Origin of the sequence: Variovorax sp. PBL-H6 (assembly GCF_901827155.1) — a bacterium.
GTDB lineage: Bacteria > Pseudomonadota > Gammaproteobacteria > Burkholderiales > Burkholderiaceae_C > Variovorax.
Genome location: NZ_LR594659.1, coordinates 3,957,798 through 3,971,035, shown reverse-complemented (window position 1 = coordinate 3,971,035; position 13,238 = coordinate 3,957,798). Strand labels below are relative to the sequence as shown.

The 13,238-nt window shown below is 67.5% G+C and carries 11 protein-coding genes; 6 read left to right on the top strand and 5 right to left on the bottom strand.

What is annotated here, in order from left to right; genetic code table 11:
• Complete coding sequence (locus G3W89_RS18790; RefSeq protein WP_162575603.1) at positions 1-1,320, bottom strand: Rieske 2Fe-2S domain-containing protein; 1,320 nt, start codon at positions 1,318-1,320, stop codon at positions 1-3.
• Between the two features lie 122 nt (positions 1,321-1,442).
• On the opposite strand from G3W89_RS18790, the gene G3W89_RS18785 reads away from it, so the two are divergent.
• The 3 genes from G3W89_RS18785 to G3W89_RS18775 are packed head-to-tail and all read left to right on the top strand — an operon-like array spanning position 1,443 to position 4,128.
• A complete protein-coding gene (locus G3W89_RS18785; RefSeq protein WP_162575602.1) occupies positions 1,443-2,501 on the top strand; it encodes an SDR family oxidoreductase in 1,059 nt (352 codons plus the stop codon).
• On the top strand, positions 2,498-3,349 hold the full coding sequence (locus G3W89_RS18780; protein ID WP_162575601.1) for a sugar phosphate isomerase/epimerase family protein: 852 nt from the start codon (positions 2,498-2,500) through the stop codon (positions 3,347-3,349). Before G3W89_RS18785 ends, G3W89_RS18780 begins: the two co-directional genes overlap by 4 nt.
• A complete protein-coding gene (locus tag G3W89_RS18775) occupies positions 3,346-4,128 on the top strand; it encodes an SDR family NAD(P)-dependent oxidoreductase (protein WP_162575600.1) in 783 nt (260 codons plus the stop codon). The genes G3W89_RS18780 and G3W89_RS18775 overlap by 4 nt, the downstream gene beginning before the upstream one ends.
• 19 nt (positions 4,129-4,147) lie before the next feature.
• On the opposite strand, the gene G3W89_RS18770 is transcribed toward G3W89_RS18775, so the two are convergent.
• The 4 genes from G3W89_RS18770 to G3W89_RS18755 all read right to left on the bottom strand — a co-directional run bounded on the left by G3W89_RS18770 (position 4,148) and on the right by G3W89_RS18755 (position 9,768).
• Positions 4,148-5,887: an N-acyl-D-amino-acid deacylase family protein gene (locus tag G3W89_RS18770; protein WP_232076624.1), complete on the bottom strand. Its 1,740-nt coding sequence runs from the start codon at positions 5,885-5,887 to the stop codon at positions 4,148-4,150.
• A 14-nt stretch (positions 5,888-5,901) separates the two neighbouring features.
• Positions 5,902-6,885: a Bug family tripartite tricarboxylate transporter substrate binding protein gene (locus tag G3W89_RS18765; protein ID WP_162575598.1), complete on the bottom strand. Its 984-nt coding sequence runs from the start codon at positions 6,883-6,885 to the stop codon at positions 5,902-5,904.
• Between the two features lie 34 nt (positions 6,886-6,919).
• The gene (locus tag G3W89_RS18760) at positions 6,920-8,641 is read right to left on the bottom strand and encodes an N-acyl-D-amino-acid deacylase family protein (protein ID WP_162575597.1); all 1,722 of its coding nucleotides are present in this window, start codon (positions 8,639-8,641) and stop codon (positions 6,920-6,922) included.
• A 143-nt stretch (positions 8,642-8,784) separates the two neighbouring features.
• Complete coding sequence (locus tag G3W89_RS18755) at positions 8,785-9,768, bottom strand: NADPH:quinone oxidoreductase family protein (RefSeq protein WP_162575596.1); 984 nt, start codon at positions 9,766-9,768, stop codon at positions 8,785-8,787.
• Between the two features lie 66 nt (positions 9,769-9,834).
• On the opposite strand from G3W89_RS18755, the gene G3W89_RS18750 reads away from it, so the two are divergent.
• Genes G3W89_RS18750 through G3W89_RS18740 form a run of 3 tightly spaced genes read left to right on the top strand, consistent with a single transcriptional unit; the run spans position 9,835 to position 13,204 of the window.
• Positions 9,835-10,542 carry an EthD domain-containing protein gene (locus G3W89_RS18750; RefSeq protein ID WP_162575595.1) on the top strand — a complete coding sequence of 236 codons (708 nt, stop codon included), beginning with the start codon at positions 9,835-9,837 and terminating at the stop codon, positions 10,540-10,542.
• Positions 10,539-11,447, top strand: coding sequence for an NAD(P)-dependent oxidoreductase (locus G3W89_RS18745; protein ID WP_162575594.1), 909 nt, complete (start codon positions 10,539-10,541; stop codon positions 11,445-11,447). Before G3W89_RS18750 ends, G3W89_RS18745 begins: the two co-directional genes overlap by 4 nt.
• Positions 11,444-13,204, top strand: coding sequence for an FAD-dependent oxidoreductase (locus tag G3W89_RS18740; RefSeq protein ID WP_162575593.1), 1,761 nt, complete (start codon positions 11,444-11,446; stop codon positions 13,202-13,204). The genes G3W89_RS18745 and G3W89_RS18740 overlap by 4 nt, the downstream gene beginning before the upstream one ends.
• The last annotated feature ends 34 nt before the right edge of the window (positions 13,205-13,238 follow it).

Below are 13,238 nucleotides of genomic sequence, written 5' to 3'. Positions count from 1 at the left end.
TCAGGGGGTGTAGCCGAAGTCGGCGCCCAGCTTCGCGACCATCAGTTCGCGTCCGGACTCGCTCCACGACTCGCCTGCCGGCACCGTCAGCGATACGGCGCGCACCATCGCAAGGGCGGGGTCGTCGATGCGCGGCGGGCGCTGCTGGCGCGCCGTGAGGTTGCGCGCCGTCTCCAGCAGCAGGCGGCGCGTCATCGCGATGCCGGTATCGCTCATGCCGAGGTGCTCTTTGGAGCGGTCGTAGATCGGTGCAACGCCCGACTGGCAGGCGGCATCCTGCACCCACAGTCCCGGCAGGCCCGAAAACCAGGTCTTGATCTGCGCGTCGTAGTCGAACAGGAAAGCGCTCTGCAGGTTGAACCGGGTCCAGTACTTCGCGTAGGGCTCGGTGGCGGGGCGCGGCGCATAGGCGTTGGCGCTCGGATGCCCGGTCTCCCGGCCCGCGTGCCCGCTGTCAAACAGCTTGCGGGTCTTCTCGTAGAACTTCTGCGTCGGATGGTAGGAGAACATGATGCACAGCGTGTGGTGGTCGTCGATGGGGACCCACGCGTGGCCGCTCAGTTCCGGGTACTGCGATTGCGGGGGCACCAGCGTATAGAAGGGCAGCAGGAACTGGTTGACCCGCCAGTAATGCGTATTCACGTCGAGCACGCGGCGGGAGGCGATGCTCATGCCGAAATCCTGGCGCTTGCATTCGAAGGTGGGACGCAGGTCCTTCTTCGCCACCCAATCGCTGATGGCGCCCTGCGAGTCGATGCGGCCGTGCAGGATGGCTGCGTGCGCCGAATCGATCTCGCCTTCGACCGCCTGCAGCCAGTTGCACTCCTGGACGCGAAAGCTCACATAGACGTTTTCCTCCGGAACGAGGTTCCATTCCATGTCGGGCAGAGGCGGCAGATGGTCGCGGTCCGGACCCATGTAGGTCCAGACGATGCCGTTGCGCTCGCGGCAGGGGTAGTTCTTGATGCGCACCGTCTCCTTCAGCCGACTCTGCGGCGGTTCGGCAGGCGTGTCGACGACGTGGCCCTCGACGTCGAACTTCCAACCGTGATAGATGCAGCGCACGCCGCAATCCTCGTTGCGGCCGAACACCAGGGGGGCACCGCGGTGCGGGCAGGCGTGATCGATCAGCCCGACCCTGTTCTCGCTGTCGCGAAAGGCGAGCAGTTCCTCGCCGAGCAGGCGCACGCGCTGCGGCTGCCCGTTGGGCGAAAGGTCCTTCGAGGGCAGGAACGGAATCCAGTAGAGGCGCATCAACTGCCCCATCGCGGTGCCTGCCGAGACGCGCACCAGTGTTTCGTTGTCTTCGTGAGTGAGCATGGTTCTCTTGCGTTCTGGTTGACCGGTTTGGTCCTACCAATTGTCCACGGCTGAAGTCCTGTCGTCAATTGATTTTAGAAATGGTATAACCATTCATATTTGCTGTCCGATCGGAGATCTTCTTGCAATCCAAACAACCCGTCGCGCTGGTCGCAGGTGCCAGCGGGATCGTGGGGACGGGCATCGCGCAGCGGCTCGTAGCCGACGGCTGGCGCGTTCTCTGCGCCTCACGCTCGGGAGGCGGCGACATACCCGGGACCGAGGGCATCGCGGTCGACCTGATGGATCCACAGGCCTGCCGGAAGGCGCTTTCGCCGCACGCGGCCATCAGTCATGTCTTCTACGCCGCCTACCAGCAGGCAGAGAGCCGGTCGGCCGAAGTCGCACCCAATCTCGGCATGCTTCGCAACCTTGTCGAGGCCGCGAGCGCCGCGGCATCGGACCTGCAAAAGGTGGTGCTCGTCACCGGCGCCAAGTTCTACGGCATCCAGTGGGGCGCTGTGCAAACGCCGTGCCGCGAGACGGATGCGCGGCAACTGCCGCCCAATTTCTACTACGACCAGGAGGACTTCCTGCGCCAGGCGCAGCGTGGGCAGGAATGGTCCTGGGTCAATCTGATACCTCCGTTCGTCTCCGGCTTCGCGGTCGGCAATCCGATGAATCTGGTGCTGGGCGTCGGCATCTACGCTGCCGTCTGCAAGGAGCTGGCGCTGCCGTTGCGATTTCCCGGCAGCGCAGGTGCCTACGATGCCTTGCACCAGATCGCCGATGCCCACCAGATCGGCGCGGCCGCAAGCTGGGCCGCGAAGGCCGACGCGGCGGCCAACCAGGCCTACAACGTCGCGAACGGCGATGCCGCGCGCTGGCGCAATACCTGGCCGGTGATCGCTGCGGGTCTGGGCATGGAAGCGGCCGAGCCCAAGACCATGCCCCTGGCGGACGTCATGCCCGACCAGCAGGCCGTGTGGGATCGCATTGCGCAACGGCACGGCCTGCGCAGCATCGACATCGCGAAGATCGTCAATTGGGCATGGGTGGACTACATGCTGCGGATGTCGCACGACGTGCTGCTCGAAACCGGCAAGATCCGGCGCGCCGGGTTCCATGAATGCCTCGAGACCGATCGCGTCTTTGTGCAACGTCTGCGCGAGTTGCAGGAACACAAGGTGATTCCGCGATGAACGCGCGACACCGCAAGACCGCGAACCTGACGCTGGGCTTCCTGACCCTGGGCGCGCAGGCCGCGCCGCTGGACATCATCGACGCCGCCGCGCAGGCCGGCTACGGCGCCGCGGGACCGCGCGTCAGCGGGCGCTATCCGGGCGATGCCTGGCCGTCGGTCGATGCCGATCCTTCGGCATTCGCGAAGATCCGCGAGGCCGCTGCCGAAAAATCCATTCGCGTCTCGAGCATCAGCGGCTACTACCTCTCGCCGCAGGTGCGGCCCTCGCACCTGAGGGCGAATGTCGAGGCGGCCAGAGCAGTGGGCGCGCCGATGATCCTGCAGGGCTGCTTCGAGGCGGATCATGCCCGCGTCGCCGAGTTGCTGCGCGACTATGCAGCCGCCGCTGCCGATGCGGGCATCCGGATCGCGCTCGAGTTCATGCCGATGAGCGGGCTGAAGACCATCGAGCAGACGCGCACGGTCATCGCGGCCAGCGGCGCGGCCAACGTCGGCATCCTGGTCGATACGTTGCACCTCGCGCGCTCCGGGGCCACGGCCGCCGATATCGCCGCGCTGGACCCCGCCAGCATCTACCTGACGCAGCTCAGCGATGCGCCCGCACAGCTGGACGCCGGCAGCACGCTGTTCGACGAGGCGATGTCGGGGCGGCTGTATCTCGGCGACGGCGGGCTCGACCTCGCGGCCGTGGTGAATGCGCTCCCGGCCGATGCAGAGCTCGAACTGGAGACGCCGGTCGTCGCGCACGAGAGACTGCCGCCAGCGCAGCGGGCGCGGCACGCCGCGGAAGCGGCGCAACGCTTTTTCGACCGCCACTTTCCGACCTTCATGGAGAACGAACGATGAGCCAGCAGCAGACTACTTTCGGTGTCGACGCCCTGAAGGAGCGCGTCGCGGTGATCACGGGCGCGAGCGGCGGATTGGGCGGCGCGATGGTTGCGCGGCTCGCGGCGATGGGTGCCCGCGTGGTCGCCGTCGATCTGCAGGCTCCGGAGAACCCACTGGCCGCGCTCTCGCTCGCCTGCGACATCACAGACGAAGCGGCGATCGAAGCCATGGCCGACGCAGTCAAGACCAGGTTCGGCCGTTGCGACATCCTGGTGAACAACGCCGGCATCATGGCGCCCGTCATCCCGCTCGAAGAACTGCCGGCCGAGGTGTGGGACCGGGTCATGAACGTGAACCTGCGGGGCTCCTTCCTGTGCGGCAAGCATCTCGCGCGCATGATGCTCGCGCAAGGCGCGGGTGCCATCGTCAATCTCGCGTCCATCGGGGCGCGCGTTCCGAACGACATCGGCCCCTACGGCCCTAGCAAGGCCGGCGTGCTTGGCCTCACTCACCAGATGGCGGTGGAATGGGGCTCGCGCGGCATCCGCGCCAACTCGGTCAGTCCGGGCATGATCCGCACGCCGATGTCCGAGCATTTCTATCAGAACGAGAAGCTGCACCAGGGCCGCATCAAGGCGGTACCTACGGGCCGCATCGGGCGGGCCGACGACATTGCGGACGCGGTCGCGTTTCTCGTGAGCGACGCGGCCTCTTACATGAACGGCCAGGACATCATCGTCGACGGCGGCTTCATGCGCACCGCGCTGATGAACGTGCAGCCGGCGGTATTTGCCTGAGCCGCCGGCCGACTTGCTTTCAGGCTGCTTTCTGCGGCCCGCGCACCAGGCGGCCCGGCGAGGCGCCGGTCGACTCGCCATCGACATAGGTGAGCACGCCCGACAGGATGGTCGCGCTATAGCCGCTGGCCTTCTGCAGCAACCGCTTGCCGCCGGCAGGCAGGTCGTCCACCACGTAGGGCTTGCCGAGCGCGAGCCGATCGAAGTCGATCACGTTCAGATCGGCCTTCATGCCGGCGCGCACCAGGCCGCGGTCGTTCAATCCGACGGTGCCGGCCGGGTCGCTGGTATAGCGGCGCACGAGCTCCTCGACCGCCTGGCGTCCGCTCGCACGGTCGCGTCCCCAGTGAGTGAGCAGGTAGGTGGGAAAGCAGGCGTCGGTGATGAAGCCGACGTGCGCGCCGCCATCGCCGAGGCCGATCATGGCGTTGGGGTGGTTGAGCATCTCACGAGTGGGTTCGCAGACGAACTCGTTGAAGCCGGTGAAAGTCGCGTAGAGGAAACCGCTGCCTTCATCGTCGAGCAGCATGTCGTACGCCACCTCAGCGCCGTTGCGGCCTTCGCGCCTGGCGATGGAGGCAATCGACGATTCCCTCGGCGGCTCGTAGCTGGGAGGGTCGCCCAGCAGGAACATGTGCTCGTACATCTCCTCGAAGCCCATGCGCTCGAATAGGGGGAAGGTGCTTTCCTTGTACGGGTCTTCGCTCAGGATGCGGCGTCGCACCTCGGGGTCGCGCATCCGTGCCACGCGCTCGGCCAACGGCAGGTGCGCGATGGCGCGGTAGCTCGGCGTGCCGGCGAAGGGATTCTGCGTGCCGGTGAGGCCGAACAGCGAGCCGATCGGACGCGGCGCGGTGACCGGTCGCATGCGCAGGCCTTCGGCGGCCGCCTGATCCGACAGGTCGAGCAGCTCGCGCCACACTTCGTTGCGTTCGCCGTGGCGCTGGTTGAGCGAGAACACGCAACTGCGGCCGGAGCGTTCGACCAGCCGGCGCAGCATGCCGAACTCGGCGGCGGGTGTCGGTTGATCCCAGTCCGAGACGAACTCGATCTGCCCGTGGCCCGCGTCGGCGAGCCCCATCGCGATGCCGGTGAGCTCCTCTTCCTGCGCGCGGAGCATCGGCGTCGGGTCGCCATTCACCGTCTTGTGGCTCACGGTGCGCGAGGTGGTGAAGCCGAAGGCACCGGCTCGCATCGCGTCGGCGGTGAGCTCGCGCATCTGTGCGATGTCGGCTTCGGTCGCGTCCTCCAGGCGCAGGGCGCGCTCGCCCATCACATACACGCGCAACGGTCCGTGCGGCAGCTGCGCGCAGACGTCGATGTCGCGCGGCTGCGCCTCCAGTGCATCCAGGTAGTCGGAAAAGCTCTCCCAGTTCCAGCGCAGTCCTTCGGACAGGCAAGGGCCGGGAATGTCCTCGACGCCTTCCATGAGCTCGATCAGCGCATCGCGGTCGGCCGGACGCACGGGCGCGAAGCCGACGCCGCAGTTGCCCATCACCACCGTGGTCACGCCATGCCACGAGCTGGGTGCGAGCTGGGTGTCCCAGATGGCCTGGCCGTCGTAGTGGGTGTGGATGTCGATGAAGCCGGGCGTTACCAGCTTGCCGCGCGCATCGATCTCCTGCGAACCGCAACCTTCGACCTTGCCGACGACCGCGATCCTCCCGTCCTTCACCGCGACGTCGGCGCCGAATGCGGGCGCGCCGCTGCCGTCGACCACCTGGCCGTTGCGGATCACCAGGTCGAACTCGGATCTCATGCCCTTGTGCTCCTTCATTCCGCGACGATTCCGCCGGCTTCGATGACAGGGCGCCAGCGCGCCGTCTCCTTCGTGATCTGGTCGACGAAGTACTTCGAACTCGTGTCCGGCGCCGCCTGGGTGGACAGCGTCTTCAACTGCGCCTGAACGATCGGTTCGGCCAGAGTCGCGGCGGTTTCCTTGTTCAGCCTGGCCAGGATCTCCCGTGGCGTGCCCTTCGGAGCGAACAGTCCATAGAACGATTCCATGACGAGGTCGGGCATGCCGAGTTCGGCCGTGGTGGGGATGTCCGGCGCGGCCGCCACGCGCTTTCTGCTCAGCACGCCGAGCGCGCGCATCTTGCCGGCCTGCACGTGTGGCAAGGCGGACAGGTCGCCGAACACCACCGAGGTCTCGCCGCCCAGCAGGCCCATGTAGGCAGGGCTGCCCCCCTTGTAGGGCACATGGACCATCTTCGAGCCGTTGAGCTGGTCGAACAGCGCCGGCATGAGGTGATACGTCGAGCCGTTGCCCGCCGAGCCGTAGGTCAGCTTGCCCGGGTTCGCCCTGGCCTGTGCACGCAAGTCGGCGAAGTCCTTGATCGGGCTGTCGGCCTTGACCACGATGACGTTGCCGCTGGTGTAGACCATGGCCACGTGTTCGAAGTCCTTGATGGGATCGAAGGGCAGTCCCTTCATCATCGATGGCAGCAGCGTCGACGTGCTGTTGGTGCCGAGCATGATGGTGTAGCCGTCCGGCACCGCGGCTTTCAGCGCCTGGAAGCCGACGACCCCGCCGCCGCCCGGCCTGGCGTCAACGTAGACCGTCTGCCCCAGCCGCTGCGAAAGGCCCTCGGCCAGCACGCGCGCGAGGTTGGCCCCCAGCCCGCCGGTGGCGAAGGGCCACAGCATGCGGATCTGCTTGTCGGGGTAGTCGGCCGCGAAGGCGGGCGCCTGCGCCGCCACGGCCGCGGCTGCGAGGGTCTTGAGAGCCGTACGTCGCTGCATTCCGAAACTCATGTGTGTCTCCTTCGATCTGTGCAAGGCCCGGCGTTCAGCCGGGTGCGCGCTGCGGTCCGCGCACCAGCCGGCCGGGCAGGGCGCCGCTGGGTTCGCCGGCCCGATAGATCGGCGTGCCCGAGACCACGGTCGCCACGTAGCCGTTGGCGCGCTGCAGCAGGCGCCGACCGCCGGCAGGCAGGTCGAACTGCATGTGCGGCGCAGCCATGCCCAGTGCGTCGGGATCGATCACGTTGATGTCGGCCTTCATGCCCGGCGCGATCACGCCGCGGTCGTACAGGCCCACGGCGCGGGCGGTGTCCGAGGTCTGGCGCTTGATCAGCCATGACAGGTCGAAGCGTCCGGTCGCGTTGCCCCAGTGGCTCAGCATGAAGGTCTGAAAGCTCGAATCGCTGATCAGGCCGACGTGCGCGCCGCCGTCGCCGAGGCCGATCACGGTGTTCGGGTCGGCGATCATGTCCCCGCAGGCTTCGAGGCTGCGATCGGCATAATTGGCGAAGGGCGAGTACAGCATTCCATGGCCGCCGTCGGCCATCATCAGCTCGTAGGCGACCTCGCCCGGCGCACGACCTTCGCGCGCAGCGATCGCGGCGACCGACGACTCCGGGCCCGGGTCGTAGTTCGGCGGATTGCCGAACGCGAAGATGTTCTCGAACTCGACCAGCCGCTCCCCGAGCGGCGTGGTGGCGTTGTCCTGGATCTCGCGCAGCAGCGCTGCACGCCGGCCGGGCTCGCGCATCAGCGCGACGCGCCGCTCGAGCGGCAGCTCGGCGAGCACCTGGTAGCTCGGGCATTCGGAGAACACGTTGCGGCTGCCTTGCAGTCCCAGCAGCACGCCGACGCCGCGCGGCGCCACCTGCGCCACCATCCGCAGACCCTCGCTGTTGGCCTGCTGCGTGAGCTCGAGGATGCGCGTCCAGCCGCGCGGATTCTTGTGCTTCTGCATCAGCGAGAAGGACAGCGGCCGTCCCGAGGCTTCCACCAGTCGCCGCATCAGCTGGAATTCGCCGTCCACGTCCTCCCCGTCGAAGTCGGTGATCATCTGCAGCACGCCGCTGCCGGCGTCCTTCACGCCCATGGCGATGGCCATCAGCTCTTCTTCGGCCGCCTTCAGAGTAGGCGTAGGCGTGCCCTTCACCGACTTGTGGTTGATCGAGCGCGAAGTAGAGAAACCGATCGCCCCCGCGCGCATCGCATCGGCCGCGAGTCTGCGCATCTCGGCGCGGTCGGCGGCGGTGGCCATCTCCAGCCGCGAGGCGCGCTCGCCCATCACGTAGACGCGCAGCGCGGCATGCGGCAGCTGGGCACCGTAGTCGATGTCGTGCGGCTTGCGCTCCAGCGCATCGAGGTAGTCCGCGAAGCTTTCCCAGGCCCAGTCGAGTCCTTCATGCAGTGCCACGCCCGGAATGTCCTCGACGCCTTCCATCAGCTCGATCAGCCGCTCGCGGTCCTGCGGGCGCACGGGCGCGAAGCCGACGCCGCAGTTGCCCATCACCGCCGTGGTCACGCCGTGCCAGCTCGACGGCGCGAAGCACTGGTCCCAGACTGCCTGGCCGTCGTAGTGGGTGTGGATGTCGACGAAGCCGGGCGCGACGATGCAATCGCGCGCATCGATCTCCTCGCGGCCGGTCCCTTCGACCTTGCCGATCTGAACGATGCGGCCGTCCGTGATCGCCACGTCGGCCTCGACGAGGGCGGCGCCCAAGCCATCAGCGATGGCACCGCCGCGAATCACCAAGTCCAGAGATTTCGTCATGGCTGTCTTCCCGTCCGAGTTCGGTCGCTGCGCGGGCCGACGCGCAGCGTGGCGTCAATCGACCCGGTCTATGAATGGTAGGACCATAGTTTAGTTGATAACACAACTCATGGCAATCCGTGGCGAGAGCAGCCGGATGCGGATCAGGCCATCTCCAGGACCACCTTGCCGGTGACCTGCCGACTGGTGATGCTGCGCATGGCCTGTACCGCGCTGGCGAGCGGGTAGCTCGCGGAAACGAGCGGCCTGACGCGGCCTTCGTCGCACCAGGCGAGCACCTGTTCGAGGTTGGCGCGCGCTTCGCTCCACCAGCCGTCGCGCCATACGTCGTAGCGCACACCGATCACGTCGTAGCCCTTCACCAGCGGCATGTTGACCTTGAGCGTCGGGATACGGCCGGCGGTAAAGCCGATGACGAGGTAGCGGCCCATCCAGCCGATGGCGCGCACGGCCTCGTCGAACGCATCGCCGCCCACCGGGTCGTAGACCACGTCCACGCCCTTGCCCCCGGTCAGTGCCTTGACCTCTTCGCGCCAGTCCGGCTGCGTGTAGTCGATGGCGTGTTCCGCGCCGTGCCGAAGCGTGAGTTCACGCTTGGCGGGCGTGCTCGCCGCCGCGATCACGCGCGCGCCCATCGCCTTGCCCAGTTGCACGGTCGCGAGGCCGACGCCGCCGGCCGCGCCCAGCACCAGCAGTGTCTCGCCGGCCTGCATCCTGGCGCGCTGCCTGAGTGCGTAGAGCGAGGTACCGTAGACCACCGGAATGGCGGCCGCTTCCTGGAAGCTGACGGATGCGGGAAGGGCAAAGATGCGTTCTTCCGGCAGCACGATCTCCTCTGCGAATCCTCCGCCGTCCGCGCGCGAGACACCCATCACCCGGTCGCCGATCCGGAAGCGTGCGGCGCCCGGCGCAGTCTCCGTCACCACGCCCGCGGTCTCGCTGCCGGGAACCCAGGGCAGCGGCGGCTTGATCTGGTGCTGTCCTTCGGCCTTCAACGAATCGGGAAAGTTCACGCCCGCCGCCCGGATTGCCACGCGCACCTCGCCAGCGGCCAGCGGCCTCGAGGGCAGGTCTTCGTGGCGCAACTGATCGACCGGCGCGAATGCCCGGCAGACGATGGCTTTCATGTTTGCTCCTTATTGACTCAATGGTAAGACCATATAATATAGTCAATCCAGGACCGAGGGACCTCCATGCTCATCAAGACGCTATGCCTGGCTGCCTCGCAGCCGACTTCCGCCGCCGCCGACGCACTCGAGCGGCTGGCCGCACAAGCCCTGCGCGAGATGCCGGGCCTGCAGCAGGTGCAGGTGAACCGCGTCGTGCGCCATGTGCCCACGGACTACATCGAGAACGACAGGCCCTTTGGCGGCGTGGTGGCCGAGGCAGACGCCATCGGCGCGTCGATGGACCTGCATTTCGGCGGCCCCGCGGTTGCGCAGCAGGCGACGTCGTCCCCGGCGGGGGCGGCGCTGACCGAAGGCATTCAGGGTGTCGGCCGGCTGCTCTTCGTCCTGGACAGCGAGCCCAACGTGCCGGTTGCGTTGCGCAGCGGCGCCGTCGACGGCGGGTTCCGACGCTGGCTGCTGCTGACGCGCAAGGCCACGACCCGGGAGGCCTTCCGCGATGCCTGGTTCGGCCGCCACGCCAGCCTGGTGAGGCATCTGCCGCTGCTCGACGGCTATGTGCAGAACCTCGTGTCGGCACGCTACGACGCGAGCGGCCGGCCACTCGGCTACGAAGAGCTGCCGATCGACGGCATCGCCGAGGTGTGCTTTGCCGACGAGGAGGCCATGAACACGAGCTATGGTTCCGAGGCCCGATTGCCGCTCAGGGACGACGGGCGCGAGCTCAATGAGCGGGTGAGCACGATCCTGGTCCAGGGCAAGGTGATCAGGTGAGCACACAGCGGATCGGCTTCGTGGGCCTGGGCGACATCGGTGCGCCGATGGCAATGCGCATCCTCGATGCGGGCCATGCGCTCGCGGTCTACAACCGAACCGCATCCAAGGCACAGCCCTTCCGCGCGCGCGGCGCATCGGTCGCCGGCACTGCCGCCGAGCTGGCGAGCGATTGCGACATCGTCTTCCTCTGCGTCAGCGATACGGGGGCGGTTGAGCGGGTGGTCTTCGGCGAGGAGGGCATCGCACAGGGCGGGCGCGCGGGCCAACTGATCGTGGACCTGTCGACCATCCATCCGGTGAGGACGCAGGAGATGGCGCAGCGGCTCGCGGCCGAGAAAGCGATGGGCTGGGTCGACGCGCCGGTGTCGGGTGGTTCCGTCGGCGCGCGCGCCGGCACGCTGGCCGTGATGGCGGGCGGCAGCGCCGAGGATGTGGAGCGCGTGCGTCCGATACTCATGAGCTTCGCCGGCCGCGTCACGCACATGGGCCCGGTCGGATGCGGCATGGCGACCAAGGCGTGCAACCAGATGCTGAACTATGGCACCGGTGCGGTGGTCGCCGAGACGCTGAACTTCGCAGCCCGCTTCGGCATCGATCCGCTACTGATCCCGGAGGCGGTGGCCGGCGGATTTGCCGACTCCAACGTGCTGCGCCACTACGGCAGGTTGATGGCGGAAGGCAGCTACAAGGGCAACACGCTGACAGCGATGAAGGACATCGACATCATCCTGGACATGAGCCGCCTCACCGGAAGCGCCATGCCGGTGACGGGACTGGTCGCATCGTTCTTCCGCATGCAGATCGCTCAGGGCTACACGCTGGGTGGGCTGGCAACCCCGATGCGCATGTACGCGCAGGGGCCGCTGGTGCCGCAAGGTCTGCAACCGAAGGACGCGAGATGAGCACGAGGAACGAGGCTTTCGATCAGATGGTCGACGTGGTGGTGGTTGGCACGGGTGCCGGCGGGATGGCGGCTGCGGTGGCCGCACGCAAGAAGGGCCTGGAGGTGCTGCTGCTCGAGAAAGAGCCGCTGTACGGCGGCACGACCGCGCGCTCCGGCGGCGTGCTGTGGATTCCGAACAATCCGATCTCCACCTTCAAGCCCGAGCCCGATTCGATGGACGACGCGCGAAGCTACCTGAAGTACGAGTGCGGCGATTTCTACGACAGCGAGCGCGTCGAGGCCTTCCTCGCCAACGGCCCGCGCATGGTCGATTTCTTCGTGCGCCAGACGGCGGTGAAGCTGATCGCGCTGCCCGAATACCCGGACTACCACGCCGAGAGTCCGGGCGGCCGGATGGCGGGACGTTCGATCATGGCCGCTCCGCTCGACGGCCGCGAGCTCGGCGAGCACATCCGCTCGCTGCGGCCTCCGCTCAAGGAGATCACCTTTGTCGGCATGATGTTCAATTCGAGCGCGGAGGTCGGACACTTCTTCAACGTCACGCGTTCGTTCAAGTCGGCGGCGTATGTCGCGAAGCGCCTCGCGACGCATGCGATCGAGATGATGTTCCACGGCCGCGCGATGCGGCTGACCAACGGCAACGCGCTCGCGGCGCGGCTGGCGAAGTCGGCCTTCGATCTCGGCATCCCGATGTGGCTCGAATCGCCCGCTACGTCGCTCGTGCGTGACGGCGACCGGGTCAGCGGCGTCGTCGTCGGCAGGGGCGACGGCAGCAGCGTGCGCGTGGGCGCTCGGCGCGGGGTGGTGCTGGCGGCGGGCGGGTTCCCGCAGGACGTCGAGCGCAGGAAGAGGCTTTTTCCGCATGCACCCACTGGCCGCGAACACCTTTCGCCCGCGCCGCCCGGGAATACCGGCGACGGCCTGCGCCTGGCCGAGTCGGTCGGCGGCCGGGTCAGCGCCAACCTGCCGAACGCGGCGGCGTGGATTCCGGTGTCGAAGGTGCAGCGCGCCAATGGCGAGACGGGCGTCTTCCCGCACCTGATCGACCGCTACAAGCCCGGCATCATCGCCGTCAACCGCGCGGGCAGGCGCTTCACCAACGAATCCGACTCGTACCACGACATGGGCATGGCGATGCAGAAGCACTGCGCCGACGGGCCCGAAGTCGCCGCCTGGCTGATCGCGGACCATCGCACCATCCGCCGCTATGGGCTCGGCTTTGCCAAGCCGTTTCCGCTGCCGCTGGGGGGCCACCTTCGATCAGGCTATCTGCTGCGCGGGAAGACGCTGGCCGAGCTCGCCGCCAGGGCCGGCATCGATGGCGCGGCGCTGCAGCAGACGGTGGACGACTACAACCTCGGCGCGGAAGAAGGCAAGGACCTCCAGTTCCGCCGCGGCTGGCGCGTCTACAACCGCTTTCTCGGCGACAAGACCCATCAGCCCAATCCCTGCGTTGCGCCGGTGAAGGAGGGGCCGTTCTACGCGGTGAAGATCATCATGGGCGACCTGGGCACCTTCGCCGGCATCCAGACCGACCGATTCGCCCGTGTGCTCGACGGCGAGGGCCGCGCGGTGCCCGGCCTGTTCGCGGCCGGCAACGACGGCGCCAGCGTCATGGGTGGCGGCTACCCCGGGGGCGGCATCACGCTCGGTCCGGCGATGACCTTCGGCTTCGTGGCGGCCGAGTTCATGGCGGAGCACGGCGCGCCGGAACTTTCCGCCGCTCGGTCGCAGCCATCGATGACCATGGCCTGATGCTCCTGCATCGGTGCTTGCACGCGCGTCTCAT